This is a genomic window from Nocardia pseudovaccinii NBRC 100343, assembly GCF_001613225.1.
GTDB classification, from domain to species: domain Bacteria; phylum Actinomycetota; class Actinomycetes; order Mycobacteriales; family Mycobacteriaceae; genus Nocardia; species Nocardia pseudovaccinii.
The window spans coordinates 32,547-46,074 of sequence record NZ_BDBY01000071.1; the positions used below are offsets into that span (position 1 = coordinate 32,547).

16 protein-coding genes are annotated in these 13,528 nt (G+C 65.9%); 8 read left to right on the top strand and 8 right to left on the bottom strand.

Translation table 11 applies throughout. From position 1 onward, the window contains the following. Positions 1 to 3: 3 nt before the first annotated feature. A complete protein-coding gene (locus tag NP3_RS08215) occupies positions 4 to 837 on the bottom strand; it encodes a TauD/TfdA dioxygenase family protein (RefSeq protein ID WP_063039367.1) in 834 nt (277 codons plus the stop codon). A 169-nt stretch (positions 838 to 1,006) separates the two neighbouring features. Between NP3_RS08215 and NP3_RS08220 the strand changes: the two genes are divergently transcribed. The 3 genes from NP3_RS08220 (at position 1,007) to NP3_RS08230 (ending at position 3,414) form a co-directional block, all read left to right on the top strand. Continuing rightward, the gene (locus NP3_RS08220; protein WP_063039449.1) at positions 1,007 to 1,606 is read left to right on the top strand and encodes a TetR/AcrR family transcriptional regulator; all 600 of its coding nucleotides are present in this window, start codon (positions 1,007 to 1,009) and stop codon (positions 1,604 to 1,606) included. Between the two features lie 242 nt (positions 1,607 to 1,848). After that, complete coding sequence (locus tag NP3_RS08225) at positions 1,849 to 3,102, top strand: amidohydrolase family protein (protein WP_063039368.1); 1,254 nt, start codon at positions 1,849 to 1,851, stop codon at positions 3,100 to 3,102. Between the two features lie 15 nt (positions 3,103 to 3,117). Further along, entirely contained in the window at positions 3,118 to 3,414 is a 297-nt protein-coding gene (locus NP3_RS08230; protein WP_063039370.1) for a DUF4286 family protein, read from the top strand. A 230-nt stretch (positions 3,415 to 3,644) separates the two neighbouring features. Here NP3_RS08230 and NP3_RS08235 read toward each other — a convergent pair whose 3' ends face one another. Together NP3_RS08235 and NP3_RS08240 are read right to left on the bottom strand one after the other, a co-directional pair. After that, on the bottom strand, positions 3,645 to 3,857 hold the full coding sequence (locus NP3_RS08235) for a DUF397 domain-containing protein (RefSeq protein WP_063039372.1): 213 nt from the start codon (positions 3,855 to 3,857) through the stop codon (positions 3,645 to 3,647). Then, positions 3,854 to 4,747 (bottom strand): DUF5753 domain-containing protein, encoded by an 894-nt coding sequence (locus NP3_RS08240; protein ID WP_063039374.1) that lies wholly within the window; start codon positions 4,745 to 4,747, stop codon positions 3,854 to 3,856. The genes NP3_RS08235 and NP3_RS08240 overlap by 4 nt, the downstream gene beginning before the upstream one ends. A 364-nt stretch (positions 4,748 to 5,111) precedes the next feature. Between NP3_RS08240 and NP3_RS47710 the strand changes: the two genes are divergently transcribed. The 3 genes from NP3_RS47710 to NP3_RS08255 are packed head-to-tail and all read left to right on the top strand — an operon-like array spanning position 5,112 to position 6,033. Further along, complete coding sequence (locus tag NP3_RS47710) at positions 5,112 to 5,435, top strand: hypothetical protein (protein ID WP_157124182.1); 324 nt, start codon at positions 5,112 to 5,114, stop codon at positions 5,433 to 5,435. Continuing rightward, positions 5,432 to 5,767: a hypothetical protein gene (locus NP3_RS08250; RefSeq protein ID WP_063039378.1), complete on the top strand. Its 336-nt coding sequence runs from the start codon at positions 5,432 to 5,434 to the stop codon at positions 5,765 to 5,767. Before NP3_RS47710 ends, NP3_RS08250 begins: the two co-directional genes overlap by 4 nt. 32 nt (positions 5,768 to 5,799) lie before the next feature. Beyond that, positions 5,800 to 6,033, top strand: a complete 234-nt coding sequence (locus NP3_RS08255; protein WP_157124183.1) for a hypothetical protein — start codon at positions 5,800 to 5,802, stop codon at positions 6,031 to 6,033. Positions 6,034 to 6,390: 357 nt separating this feature from the next. On the opposite strand, the gene NP3_RS08260 is transcribed toward NP3_RS08255, so the two are convergent. Together NP3_RS08260 and NP3_RS08265 are read right to left on the bottom strand one after the other, a co-directional pair. Beyond that, positions 6,391 to 7,272: an SDR family NAD(P)-dependent oxidoreductase gene (locus tag NP3_RS08260; RefSeq protein ID WP_063039382.1), complete on the bottom strand. Its 882-nt coding sequence runs from the start codon at positions 7,270 to 7,272 to the stop codon at positions 6,391 to 6,393. A 15-nt stretch (positions 7,273 to 7,287) separates the two neighbouring features. Further along, positions 7,288 to 7,935, bottom strand: a complete 648-nt coding sequence (locus tag NP3_RS08265; RefSeq protein WP_063039384.1) for a TetR/AcrR family transcriptional regulator — start codon at positions 7,933 to 7,935, stop codon at positions 7,288 to 7,290. A gap of 107 nt (positions 7,936 to 8,042) precedes the next feature. Here NP3_RS08265 and NP3_RS08270 point away from each other — a divergent pair, with 107 nt between their 5' ends. Then, on the top strand, positions 8,043 to 9,392 hold the full coding sequence (locus tag NP3_RS08270; RefSeq protein WP_063039386.1) for an acyl-CoA synthetase family protein: 1,350 nt from the start codon (positions 8,043 to 8,045) through the stop codon (positions 9,390 to 9,392). Further along, the gene (locus tag NP3_RS08275) at positions 9,389 to 10,792 is read left to right on the top strand and encodes an acyl-CoA reductase (protein ID WP_063039388.1); all 1,404 of its coding nucleotides are present in this window, start codon (positions 9,389 to 9,391) and stop codon (positions 10,790 to 10,792) included. Before NP3_RS08270 ends, NP3_RS08275 begins: the two co-directional genes overlap by 4 nt. Here NP3_RS08275 and NP3_RS08280 read toward each other — a convergent pair. From NP3_RS08280 to NP3_RS08290, 3 genes are read right to left on the bottom strand one after another with little or no spacing between them, the layout of a single operon-like run. Next, positions 10,789 to 11,199, bottom strand: a complete 411-nt coding sequence (locus NP3_RS08280; RefSeq protein ID WP_063039390.1) for a hypothetical protein — start codon at positions 11,197 to 11,199, stop codon at positions 10,789 to 10,791. The genes NP3_RS08275 and NP3_RS08280 overlap by 4 nt on opposite strands. Then, positions 11,196 to 12,356, bottom strand: coding sequence for a thiolase C-terminal domain-containing protein (locus NP3_RS08285; protein ID WP_063039392.1), 1,161 nt, complete (start codon positions 12,354 to 12,356; stop codon positions 11,196 to 11,198). Before NP3_RS08285 ends, NP3_RS08280 begins: the two co-directional genes overlap by 4 nt. Further along, on the bottom strand, positions 12,353 to 13,525 hold the full coding sequence (locus NP3_RS08290) for an OB-fold domain-containing protein (RefSeq protein WP_063039394.1): 1,173 nt from the start codon (positions 13,523 to 13,525) through the stop codon (positions 12,353 to 12,355). The genes NP3_RS08285 and NP3_RS08290 overlap by 4 nt, the downstream gene beginning before the upstream one ends. Positions 13,526 to 13,528: the final 3 nt, after the last annotated feature.

A 13,528-nucleotide genomic window follows, 5' to 3' on the forward strand; every position in this document is an offset into this window, starting at 1 on the left:
TTATCAGGCGACGGCTTCCTCGCCGACGAGGGTGGTGCGGTGCATCAACCGGCGCGCGCTCACCTCGTAGTGCTGTGCGCGGTGCAGCATGCCGGTGTTGTCCCACACCACCAGATCGCCGGGCCGCCATTGATGCTGCAGGGCGAACTGCGGCTGGGTGGACCAGTCGAGCAACCGATCCAGCAGCGCCCGGCTCTCGTCCGCCGACATGCCGACGACCTGTGCCGCGGTCGCGCCGATCAGCAGCGACTTACGTCCGTTCTTACGCGTCCACACCAGCGGATGCACCCGGGTCGGCACCTTCGCCCATGCGGCCCGCTCCCGGTCCGTCGGATCCGGATTGGCCAGCGACTGCGCATGCGCGAAACTGTGCACCACTCGCAGGGTTTCGAGTTCGGCCCGCTCCGCGTCCGACAGCGCCGCGTAGGCGGCGAAGGTGTTGGCGAATTCGGTGCCACCGCCGTCGGCGGCCACCTCGAGCGCGGTCAGCAGGGTGGCCTGCTGCGGGACCGCATCGGTCGCGCCATCGATATGCCAGAAGAAGGTGCCCTCCCGATAGGCGGCCAGCACGCTCTTGGCCGGATCACGGGTGATGGCCGACACCTCCGGATGCGCCTTCTCGCCACCGAACGGCGCGACCACGACCTCACCGAGCAGGCGACTCAGCGCAACGAGCGCGTCGTCATCGATGTGGGCGTCGCGGTAGATCACCACCCCGTAGCGGTCGAGCGCCGCGCGCAGGTCGTCGGCAACACGCCGATCGGCGAGTTGGCGGCCGGACAGGCCGGTGATTTCCAGTCCGATGTGGTCGGCCACGGGGATGGCGGTGACGGTCATGATGCGCCTCTTCGGTACGGCAGCATGCGGGTCGATGCCCTGCGAGTGCTGAACTAGTGCCCAAACTTGGTATGTGCATATGCTTAACACCGTGACGGATGACAGGTCAAGAGGCCGGGCGAGCACGGACGAGTCGGCGACCACGCGCGGCACCGCCCGGGTACGCCGGATCGGCGCGCAGGATTCGGCCACCCGGCTCGCCATCCTCGATGCCACCGCGCAGATCATGCTCGAGCAGGGACATGCCGCGGCGACGTCACGGCGGGTCGCCGCGCTGGCCGGGGTCAAACCCGCACTGGTGCACTACTACTTCCCGACCATGGACGACCTGTTCCTGGCGGTATTCCGGCGCGGCGCGGAGGCCAACCTGGAGCGGCAGCGCCAAGCCGTGTTCTCCGAGCAGCCGCTGCATGCGCTCTGGCAGCTCAGCCGGGAACCGTACGGCACCCGGCTCCAGCAGGAATTCATGGCGCTGGCCAACCAGCGCCCGGCCATCCGGACCGAAATCGCCGCCTATATCGAACGTTTCCGCGATATCCAGGTGACCGCACTGACCTTCATCGCGCGGGCGAGCGGCCTCGACCTCACCGAGCTGCCGCCGGTGGTGATTTCACTGCTCATCGCCAGCGTGTCCGGCGTCATCGCGACCGAGAATGCCGTCGGCGTCACGCTCGGCCACGCCGATCTGGTCGCATTCGTCGAGCAGTACCTGGACCGGTTCGAGGCGACGGCCTCCGAACGCACCGAGATCGAGGCCGCGGATTCGTGATCCGCTACACGCGCTCAGTCCGAGTTTGAGCACCAGTTCAACATCCTGATCGGAGTAGCCCCCGGCTCCGCCAGCTCGTCCCCGATATCCGGTGGGAATTTGTCGACCACGCCCGCGCGCAGGGTGTATGGTCGATCTCACTGCGAGAGTGGCATTCTCCCAAATGAAGATTGACCATCTCTCCGCTTGTCCAGATCGGGGTGACGCACACCCCCGGCGTCGCACGAACAGCGAGGAGTCACGTGAACATCGACGACATGATCCTGGTGAGCATCGACGACCACGTCGTCGAGCCGCTCGATATGTTCGACGGCCGGGTGCCGAAGAAGTGGGCCGATCTGGCGCCGAAGGTGATCGTCGACGAAAAGGGCGTCGACCGGTGGGTCTACCGTGGCAAACCGACAGGTGTCACCGGGCTCAACGCGGTCGTTTCCTGGCCGCCGGAGGAGTGGGGGTACGACCCGGCCGGTTACGCGGAAATGCGGCCCGGCGTCTACGACATCCACGCCCGCATACGGGATATGAACGCCAACGGCATCCTGGCCTCGATGTGCTTCCCCACCTTCGCCGGATTCAGCGCGGGCCACCTGAGTCACTTCAAGGACGAGATCACCGTCGCGATGATCCAGGCATACAACGACTGGCATCTCGAGGGCTGGTGCGACGTCTACCCGGGGCGGTTCATCCCGAACGCCATTCTGCCGCTGTGGGATCCGCAGCTGGCCGTCGCCGAGATCCACCGCGTCGCCGCCAAGGGCTTCCGCGGCGTCACGATGGCGGAACTGCCGCACCTGCAGGGCAGCCCCAGCTATTTCGACGAGGACTTCTGGGGACCGGTCTTCGGGGCGCTGAACGAAACCGGTCTGGTCATGAACCTGCATATCGGCACCGGATTCGGGGCGCTCAAGCTGGCGCCGGACGCGCCGATCGACAATCTGATGTGCCTGGCGCCGACGGTCTCCCAGATCACCGTCCAGGATCTGCTGTGGGGCCCGGCATTTCGCAACTACCCCAATCTGAAGGTGGCGCTGTCGGAAGGCGGCATCGGCTGGATCCCGTTCTTCCTGGATCGCTCCGATCGCCACTACACCAACCAGAGGTGGCTGCAGCGCGACTTCGGCGGCAAGCTGCCGAGCGAGGTCTTCCGCGAGCACGTGATCGCCTGCTACGTCACCGACCCGACCGCACTCACCTATCGCGACGCAGTCGGGATGGACATAATCGCGTGGGAATGCGACTACCCGCACTCGGACTCGCTGTGGCCCGACGCACCCGAATTCGTGCTGAAGGAACTGAACGCCGCCCACGCCGACGACACCGATATCAACAAGATCACCTGGCAGAACGCCTGCCGTTTCCTGAATTTCGATCCGTTCGAGCACACCCCGAAGGAGCAGGCCACCGTCGGTGCGCTGCGCGCGAAGGCCGCGGGCTGGGATACCTCGACGACGACGCGGCAGCAATACGCCGAAGCCTATGCCCAGCAGGCACACTGATCGAGGAATGACGATATGCAGTTGATGGTTTTCTCCCGCCCGCAGCCCGGCCGGGACGAGGAATACAACACCTGGTACGGCGAAGTCCACGTACCCGAGATGCTCGCCATCGACGGCGTGAAATCCTGTACGCGCCATCGTCTTCGGACCACCGCGGACCAGCCCGCCGAATATCTGGCCGTCTACGACATCGACGGTGATATCGACACCGTGATGAAGGAACTGATGGCCCGGTCCAAGGACGGCCGGATGCGCCTCAGCCCGTCGATCGATCCGGCCAACACGCGGATGACGATCTGGGAGCCGATCTGACCCGCAGCCCACGGGGCAATCCCGGCAAACGTCGATGTCACTGGGCTGGGTCCGCGACATGGCCTACGACGAAGATCGCCGCATCCGCACCGCGATGCCCTGCAAGTCATGTCGATGATTCCGACGGCAGTCCGCCAACATGCCGACCCGGACACAACTGAACTCGAATAGCAACGGCCCCAGTCCATTACGTATCGGACTGGGGCCGTTCCGCCGTGGTGTGGAACGCGCTACGGATTGAGTCGGTTGAACTCACCGTCTTTCACGCCTGCGGTAAAGGCGTCCCATTCGCTCGGTGTGAAGATCAACGCCGGGCCGGTCGGATTCTTCGAGTCGCGGACTCCGACCGTTCCGCCGCGGAGGTTTGCGACTTCCACGCAGTCCCCGCTCGGCTGGCTGTAGCTACTCTTGAACCAATTCGCGCCGGACAGGTCCCTGGTCACGCGGCATACTCCTCTGCAATCTCCTCCACCAGAAGCTTGGTGGCACTCTCGCTCAACGCTACCTGGCGCAGACCCGTCGCCGCCGATCGGTGACGTTCGATCGCGCTATCCTCCTCGAGGAACAGTGCACCGGTGAAGCCTTCCACAAAGACAACTGGGGGTTCCGGCAAACGGCTGGCGTGCAGGGGCGGGAACTCGAACAGCGTGAACGACTGGACCACCAACCCGGGGTGTCCACCAACATCGAACGGGATCACCCGGATGGACACGTTCGGCAGGCTCCCAACGCTCAGAAGGTGCTGCAACTGCTCGCCCATCACTTCCCGTCCCCCAACCAAGTGCCGCAACGCCGACTCCGACAGCAGCACTTCCAGCGAAAACTCCGGGTCTTCCGCAAGCCTGCGCTGTCGTCGTGCGGTCAGCTCCAGTCGTCGTTCCATGTCCACCGCGGACATGGCCGGATCGGCCGTCTTCACGAGCCATCGGCGATATTCGGGGGTTTGCAGCAACCCGGGCAACAGCGTGAGCTGGAAAGCCGTCATTCGGGAACACGCTTGCTCGAGGCTCATGAAGTGATCGAAGTGTGGGTTCACCACGTCGGCGTAGGCGCGCCACCAGCCGCTGGACGGGTCGCCCTTCGCGGCCTTGACTTCTTGATACAGGCCCAGCACCTCAGTCTTGGCGTCTTCATCGGCCCCGTAGAAGTCGAGCAGATCGCGGTATTGCGCCGTGCTGATCCTGACGACTTGGCCGTCTTCGAGTCGTCCGACACCTTGTTTGGACACCTCGATCGCCAATCCGGCTGCCAACTGGCTCTTCTTGGCCTCGAGCCGCAGTTCGCGGAGACGGCGACCGAGCGCGCGCCGGGGAAGGGTGGATCCACCTGCCATTTGCTTAGCCTCGCTATCTGATGTGCCCCGTACTGGACCTTGTTGTGCTGGACCGCAATTCAATGGACTTCCAGTGTATTTCAAGGAAGGCCCGCATTGGACCGTTCAGAGGCGCTTCTTTGGTGTCTACTTGAATCACCCCGATGACCGGGAAACTCGGATCAGACAGCCGCACAACCAGTTTCCGCCAGCGAACGCGGCATTCCGAAACATCACCGAGATCGCACCGACGCGAATCGTGTGGTGGTTCTCAGCAGCCCCGGTCATCGGGTCAACCACTGACCGAAGGTTCGAAGCGATGACGAATGCGCAAGCAGCAGAACTGGATACGGTACAGACCTCGCGCGACATGGATGGACGACCGATGGCAGTCGGGTTTGTGCGGAGTGAGGTATCAGGGTTGGACGCGCCTCGGCACGCGGTCGCGGTGCAGCGGCATGCGGGGTCGCTGGGCTACCGATACGCGTATACGGTGCGGCCTCCGCAGGACATCCCCGATCAGATCGGGTACGCCCTCGGTATCGCGGCCGGACTCGGCGTGGCCGCGATCGTTGTTTACGACCTGGCCCATGTCGACAACCGACCGGCGCGGGTGTGCGAGGACTTCGACCTCGAAACCGTCTGCCCCGCAACCACATGGGCAAGGGTTGCGCATTCTGCTACCACCGAGGCAGAGGTGGCGCGATGAGCCGAGACACGATCGTCACACCACCGAAGATCTGCGGGTACGCCGATATCGAGTCGGCACACGAGCAGATGCGCGAACACCGTGCGTGCCGGATAGGCCGGTGCGTGTGGAAAACGGCGGCGTACTACACGCTGGTCGACGCGGGTCGCCTTGCGCCGCAATCGTTGACGCCGCGCGAGCGCGCCGCCGCACGGGGCATCGAGTTTCCGCCACTCGACAACGAGGCGTACGCGGGCGGCGGGCCGACAGCGCAAACCCTGCGCGACGTGCTGAACAAGCTCACCGAGCTCGCGCTACCCGCCCCCGACACGAACAGCGGCGGCCACGAGTAACGGGCCAGGCAGTGAGCGAGCGTCGCACCGAGGTGGACAGCTGGCTGGCCGTCTGGCGACTCGACCAGCACCGTATTCGAATAATGCTGGTACACAACCTATTCGAGTCGAAGACGCTGATATCGGTGCGGAACCCGGCCGCCGCGCCGGACCTGGTACAGATGCGCGAGCAGTTCCCGAAATTGTCGCGCTTGTGGGACGCGGTACGGCACGAATATTGGACCGAATTCTTTACCTCCCAAGAGCATTCACAAGGCACGATCTGAGCGAAGGCATCTGGTGACACCGGAACCGACCCGCGCACGCCCGCTGTATCGACCGACTCGGTCGGTGGCCACATGAGTACACCGCTGCCGATCGAGCAAGATGCCGTCACCGCGTGATTCGACATGCGGCCACCCTACGAACCCCACCGCGCCGCGCCCGCCACCTCAACGCCGCGCGCCGCACCAAAGGGGTAGATGTCATCGGCAGTAGTCGAATGGTGGGGCCGAGTACCGGCGACAGCCACCATTTGACTACCGTCGGCAGATGCTTTGCCGGGAATGACCTGCGCAGGGCTTCCGGCGCAAGCTCTACGCGCCGGATCGACCGTGACTCGAACGACCGCGATCCGCATGTCCTCAGCACCCGAGATCGGCGAGCAGCCGCTCGCTTTCGGCCCAGAGGCGGGTGGCGGCGGCATCGTCGAGGGCGACGGGGGCCGGTGTTTCCACCGTCTTCCGGTAGAAGTAACGCCCACCGTCGCGACCGCCCTCGGGATCGGTGGCCAGCCACACCAGGGTGTCGGCCGGTTCGTCCGGCGGCACCGTATCGGCTGCGGCCATATGTGCTCGCATCGCCGCATCGCCGTGTGTGGCGAAGTTACTGGCGACGACACCCGGATGCATGGCCTGCGCGACGATGCGGTCGGCTGCCGCACGTCGCGCCAGTTCGCGGGTGAACAGAATATTGGCGAGTTTCGCACGGCAGTAGGCCGCTGTCGGATGAAACTCGTTCAGGCTCTGCGGATCCGCCCAATCGAAGCCGTCGGTCGCACGGTGCGCGCTCGACGATACGGCGAGTACACGCACCGATCCGGATGGCAGGCCCGCCGCGCTCTTCCGCAGCAGCGGCATCAGTTCTCTGGTGAGCAGGAACGGGGCGAGGTGGTTGGCCGCGAAGGTCGCCTCGACGCCTTCGGCGGTGATGTTCTGCCGATCCCGCACGCCACCCGCATTGTTGACAAGCACATCCAGACGCGTTGTGCGGCTGTTGATCTCGGCGGCCGCGCGCACCACCTCCGTCATCAAGGTGAAGTCCGCGCGCACCATGTCGAAGCCGCCGCCGTCGCGCACGGCGGCCGTGATCCGCGTTCGCGCGGCCGCACAACGCTGTAAATCGCGACCGACACCAATCACCTGCCAGCCGCGTGCCACCAGCTTTTCGGCGGTCGATGCGCCGATACCGGAGCTGGCTCCGGTCACCACCGCGACCGGACGATCTGCCTCGAATGTCAAAGTCATTGCCTTTCAGTCATTTCAGCGGGGCCGCAGGCCGTCGAGCAGGAGGCCGACGGTGAATTGGACCCGCTCGTCGAGTTGTTCGGGAGTGGGTGGGCGACCGGCCACGATGGAGCGCACCTGGCCGCCGACGACCATGCTCATGAAGGCGCGCGCGGCCTGCCCGGAGTTGGTCGGCGCGATCGTCCCGGCGGCGATGGCGCGGTCGAGGACACCGGCTACGAAGTCGACCACCGGTCCGGCGCTCAGGTCGTAGTTGGCGACGAAGATCTCGGGGAAGCGATAGCTCTCGGTATTGATAATGCGTTGCAGGCGAAGTCCGTTCGGCGTCATCACCTGATCGATCCGCAGCCGGGCGACCGCGGTCAGCGTCGCGGCCAGATCGCCATTGTCGAAGCCCGCGAGCACGTCCGCGGGTACGACCTGTCGCTCGATGGCGCGCCGGACGGCGGCGAGGAACAGCGATGCCTTGTCGGGATAGCGGGCGTAAACGGTGCGTTTGGTCATGTTCACGCGACCGGCGATCATCTCGATCGTCGCCAGCTCGAAGCCGTACTCCAAGAACAGATCCAGTGCGGTGTCGAGCAATTCCTCGTGCCGCGCCTCGGCCTGTGCCCGGGTAGGCCGCCCGGCCGCGCGCCGAATGGGCGGTCCGACCTCCGTCATCGCCGCCTCCTCGAAATTGCCGCTTGCGTCATCGTGCCTCCGATCGCTAATAATGATACGCATGAGTTGCCATTTCTCCAGCGGGCAACGTCACCGGGAAGGACCCCGTGAGCTCAGCCATCGAAACCCTGACACAACTGGCCGATGCCGCCGATCGCTTCGACCACTCCGCCGCCGACCTGCGGGAAACCCAGGTCGCGGCACTCGACGAAAAACTCCGACAACACCACGACCGGATCAAGCTGCTCGGACACCGCGCGCGCGAAGCCGGTATCACCGAGATCCGCGACCGCGCGGAAATGGTGCCGCTGCTGTTCCCGCATTCGGTCTACAAGAGCTATCCGGAGAGCTTTCTGATCGAGGAGAAGTGGGATCGGCTCGGCAAGTGGCTCGGCACCGTATCGCCCTACCCCATCAGCCCGATCGAGACCTCGGACATCGCCGATATCGACGACTGGATCGGGCGGCTGCAGGCCGCGGGGCATTACGTCTCCTGTTCCAGCGGAACGACCGGTAAGTCGGCCATGCTGCTCGCCTCGGAGCGGGATATGGAATGGTCGCGCAAGGATACGGTCAATGTCTTCTCCTGGGGTTCGGGTGTGCGGCCCGCACAGGACCGGCGGATGGTCGGGATCGCCGCCACCGCATCCGTCCCGAAGAACACGGTCATCGCCGCGGCCCAGCAGGCGGCGTTCGGTGATCCGGCCAAAGAGCGTTTCCGCCTGCCCATTCCACCGATCACCGTCGGGTCACTGACCAGAATGGTGGTGCTGCGCAAGAGGATCGCCGACGGCACCGCGCGGCCGGAGGAACTGGCCGATTTCGACCGGACCTCCCGGGAGCGGCAGGAGGCGCTCGACAAGGCGATGATCGCCGGTGCCGAAGCGCTCGTGCGATACCGCGCGGACAAGCTCTATATCTCGGGCATGTGGAATGCGCTGTACCAGGTGGCCGCGATCGTCCGGGATATGGGCTACTCCGCCGCGGACTTCCACCCCGACAACTGCCTCTACGTCGGCGGCGGGCTCAAGCGCGCCCAATTACCGCCGGATTACCAGCAATTCGTCCACCAGACCTTCAATATCCCGGCCGACCGGGACTTCCAGAATTACTCGATGCAAGAACTCAATTCCGGAATGCCCAAGTGCCGCAAGGGCGATCGCTATCACGTACCACCATGGATCGTGCCGTTCATACTCGACGCGGACGGTGCGACACTGCTGCCGCACGAATCCGGTGAAATCGAAGGCCGCGCCGCATTTTTCGATCTCTCACTGGACGGACGCTGGGGCGGGATCATCACCGGCGACAAGATCGCACTCGACGTCGACCCATGCGCCTGTGGCAACAACGGCCCGTCGGTCCGCAATGACATCGTCCGATACGCGGACATCAAGGGCGACGACAAGATCGGCTGCGCCGGAACCGTCGACGCCTACGTGAGGGGGCTGTCATGACCATCGCCGACACCGTCGTGGCCGCGCCTTTCTTCCTGTGCGGCGAATTGCTCGAGGGTGACGACATCACGCACCGCTCGCGCGATCTGGGCGTCACCTTCGCGACACCGCGTATCCCGATGGACCGCGCAGTGCATCCGCGCAGCGAGGTGCCGCCGCTGCTGAACGTCCCGCTCGCGGAGATCATCGATTTCCTCGTCGAGACCGGGCGACAACTGCGCGCCCCCGAAAACCCGTTCGTGCGCGACTGCATCGACCGGATGTCGTCCACCCATGTGCTGCCGCGCGCCGTGCTGCAGGCACAGGTCATGGGTGCGGCGGGCTATCTCGACAAGCGGCTGCTCGAGACCGTGGTCGAACAGAATTTTCCGAACCCGCGGGCGCTCGACGAGTGGATTCCCAAGCGGGACTTCACCGGTCGCCAGAGTTTCGTGCGGGCATTCGCACCCCGGCTGATTCATGTACTGCCCGGCAACTCCCCCGGCGTCGCGGTGAAATCCATCGCCCACGGCGCGCTGGTCAAGGCGGTTAATCTGTTCAAGATGTCGTCGAGTGATCCGTTCACCACGGTCGCGATTTTGCGGACCATGGCCGATATCGATCCCGACCACGCCATTGTGCGGTCGATGTCCGCGCTCTACTGGCGCGGCGGCGACGACGCGGTGGAGCGGGTGCTGTACCGGCCGCAGTATTTCGACAAGATCGTCGCCTGGGGTGGCGGCGATGCGATCGATAACGTGATCAAATACCTCGGGCCGGGCTTCCAACTGGTGTCCTTCGACCCCAAGACGTCGATCTCGATGGTCGGCCGGGAGGCCTTCGCCTCGGACGAGGCCTTGGACCGGGCGGCAGAACTCGCCGCCACCGATGTGATGGTGCTCAACCAGGAGGCCTGCGTCGCAAGCCGTTTCGTCTATGTCGAGGCCGATCAGGCCGACGCCGACCGCTTCTGCGCCCGGCTGCACGCCCGCATCGTCGACAAGGCCGCAGGTTCGGGCGACACCCGACCGCTCGATATCGATTTGCGCGAGCAGATCGACACCCTGATGATGCTCGACGACGAGTTCCAGGTCTGGGGACGGACCGACGGCAAGGGACTGGTGATCCGTTCCGACGAACCGGTGGACTTCCACCCGATCAACAAGACCGCCAACGTGGTTCGCGTGGACAGCCTCGACATGGCGATGAAGTACGTCAATGTGGCGACGCAGACGGTCGGCTTCTTTCCGTTCGACCGGATGGCCGACTACCGCGACCGGCTGGCCAGCGGCGGCGCACAGCGCATCGTCCGCCTCGGCGAAGCCGGACCGAGCACGATCGGCAACCCGCACGACGCGATGTACCCGCTGCACCGCTTCGTGCACTGGATGGCGCACGAGAACGGAGTCGCACCGGACTAGCCAGCCCGACCTTTACCTTCGGCGAGGTCGCGGTGCGCATCGGGCAGCCGCACCGCGACCCGCACCTGGAACATCAGCGAGCGGGTCGGCAGCACCATGACCGAGCCGAGCGCCGCGGCCCGCCGCACCGCGACGGCGTGCGCGCCGACCGGCCCCCACCACCAATTCCAGCCACAACCGTGTCGCGAGAGAATACGGGCGGTGCTGGTGAAGTCCGCGTCCTCGAGCCCGACGGCGTCGACGAACAGTCCGCTCAGTGCGATGGATCCGAAGAGCATCGAGGGCGAGATCCCGTCACAGACGACGTGCACGGTGCCCGTGGCGCCGACCCACCGTGCGGCCCGCTCCAATACGGCACGGCGACTCTTCGGGCTGCCCGAAACAAGCGCGACGGCCGCCGCGGTCAAGCGCCGGGTCCTTCCAGAATCGTCACCGCCGACACCGCGGTCGGCCCACCGAGGTTGTGCGCCAAGCCGATCCGCGCACCGTCGACCTGATTGACCGCCGTGCCGCGCAGCTGCTCGAACAACTCGACGCACTGGGCCACGCCGGTCGCCCCCGGCGGATGTCCCTTGGCCTTCAGGCCGCCACTCGGATTCACCGGCAGCGCGCCGCCGACCTCGGTGACCCCACCCTCGATCAGTTTCGCGGCCCCGAATCGCTCGGCGAAGCCGAGGTCCTCATAGCTGATCAGTTCGATACCGGTGAAGAAGTCGTGCACCTCGGCGACATCGACATCCGCGGGAGTCAGACCCGCCATCCCGAAAGCCGCCTTCGCGGCTCGCACCGTGGCCGGGAAGGTCGTCATATCCCGCTTGTGCTGGTGCATCACCGAATCCAGGCCGAGGCCGACGCCGCGGATCCACACCGGGCGATCGGTGTAGCGGTCGACCACATCCGCCGCGGCGAGGACCAGCGCCGCCGCACCGTCGCTCTGCGGTGCGCAGTCATAGAGCCCGAACGGTCCGGCCACGATCGGCGCCGCCAGCGCCTGTTCCAGGCTGATCTCGAAACGCAAGCGGGCCTTGGGATTACGCACACCGTTCCGGTGGTTCTTCACCGCAACCATGGCCAAATGCTCTCTGGTCGCGGGCGATTCGTGCAGATATCGGGCCACGTGCAGCGCGAATCCGACGGGCGCGATCAGGCCGAGTGGGTAGTCCCAGGCCATATCGCGCGCCATCGCCTCCCATTCCCACAGCATGTCCTTCTGCGCGGTCTCGCGCAACTTGTCCGCGCCGACGACGAGGGCCACGTCGAAAGCGCCGGAGGCGATGCCGAACAGGGCATTGCGCACGGCGTCATTGCCTGTGGCGCAGGAGTTTTCGACCCGGGTCACCGGTAGATCCGGCAGCCCGAGCGCATCGGCGACGATCCCGGCCGGGAATCCGTCGGTATTGCCCATCGCACCGAACCAGGCCGCCTGCAGATCGGAGGTGGCCAGCCCCTTGTCGATGCTGGCGGCGCATTCGGCGAATGCCATCGGCACCAGATCCTTGACACCGAGGGCGAAATGCTCGGCGAAGGGCGTCATACCCGCACCGACGATAGCTACTTCCCTCACCGCGCGACCTCCGGTTCGAATGCGTATCCGTAATCGGGCACCCCCGAGCGCACCGCGACCCGGCGCAGCACCATGCGGCCACGGTCCCCGATCGCCACGGTGCCCGGATCGGTGCCGGTCACCTTCGCCAGCGCCCGCACCCCGACACCGTCGAGTTCGATGATCACCAGGGTGTACGGACTTCTCAGCCCCGGCACCGGTATCGCGACGGTGGCCTCGGTGTACACGGTGCCGCTGCGCGGCAGCGGCACCAGGGTGTAGTCGGTGCTCAGACCGCCGTCCGCGGCGACCCGATAGCGCGGCGGGAAGTCCAGTTCAGCACTGCCGGAGTGTTTTCCGGCCTCCCAGCGCACCTTCGCCTCGAATGCGCGCTCGTAGGCGGCCAGCGAGATCGGGATCTCGGATCCGGGCCACAGGTCGCCGTCGGGCAACTCTCTGGCCGTCGACTCCCGCCGATGCAGCACGGCCGTACCGGTGGCCACCGTGATACCGGACAGGCTGGCCTGCTCCACCCCCACCAGCAGACCCGTGCTACCCCATTCGGCCATGGCCGCCAAGGCGAACAGCCCGGCGCTGGCGCCCATCGTCGGCAGCGAGGGCGGGCCGCCGAGGCACAGCGCGGCCGCCTGTTTGTCGTCGACCCCGGCTACCGCCACCGGCGTATCCAGCCAGGCCGCAGCCAGCGAGGCCAGCAGGCCGCGCGTGTGCAGGAGGCGTGGATCGCCGTAATCGTGCACGGCCCCAACGGCATTGCGGGTTCGCACGGGCAGACTGCGCGCCACCCGGGCGGCGGTGCGCACCTGCAGGCCGTGATCGGAGACCAATGCCGCGGCCGCGCCAGCGGGCTCGGTGTCGACCCCGATGATCAGGGTGCGCGGCCGGGCGGAACTGAGCGAGTCGAGGGTGGCGGGCGCGCCGCCGAGCCGCTCGATCACCTCCAGTTCCGGATCCAGCCCCAGCCCCGCCAGCAGGACAGCGGCATTACTGCTTCCCACCAGCGGCAGATCACGGCTGACCACAATTACCCGTTCCACCGAACCGGCGTCGTGCAGCGCGGCGCGACCGGCCTCAACGGCCATGGTGATCGCGTCCTCGTCGTCGCCGAGCACCCGATAGCGCTGGGCGCCCCAGCACGGCAGGTAGGTCCCTATCGAAGCGATGTAGGTCATGGG

Coding starts and splice junctions, on each gene's coding strand:
- NP3_RS08215 (WP_063039367.1), bottom strand. CDS start 837: ATGACCGTCACCGCCATCCCCGTGGCCGACCACATCGGACTGGAAATC.
- NP3_RS08230 (WP_063039370.1), top strand. CDS start 3,118: ATGCAGTTGATGGTTTTCTCCCGCCCGCAGCCCGGCCGGGACGAGGAA.
- NP3_RS08240 (WP_063039374.1), bottom strand. CDS start 4,747: ATGGCAGGTGGATCCACCCTTCCCCGGCGCGCGCTCGGTCGCCGTCTC.
- NP3_RS47710 (WP_157124182.1), top strand. CDS start 5,112: ATGGCAGTCGGGTTTGTGCGGAGTGAGGTATCAGGGTTGGACGCGCCT.
- NP3_RS08250 (WP_063039378.1), top strand. CDS start 5,432: ATGAGCCGAGACACGATCGTCACACCACCGAAGATCTGCGGGTACGCC.
- NP3_RS08260 (WP_063039382.1), bottom strand. CDS start 7,272: ATGACTTTGACATTCGAGGCAGATCGTCCGGTCGCGGTGGTGACCGGA.
- NP3_RS08265 (WP_063039384.1), bottom strand. CDS start 7,935: ATGACGGAGGTCGGACCGCCCATTCGGCGCGCGGCCGGGCGGCCTACC.
- NP3_RS08275 (WP_063039388.1), top strand. CDS start 9,389: ATGACCATCGCCGACACCGTCGTGGCCGCGCCTTTCTTCCTGTGCGGC.
- NP3_RS08290 (WP_063039394.1), bottom strand. CDS start 13,525: ATGACCTACATCGCTTCGATAGGGACCTACCTGCCGTGCTGGGGCGCC.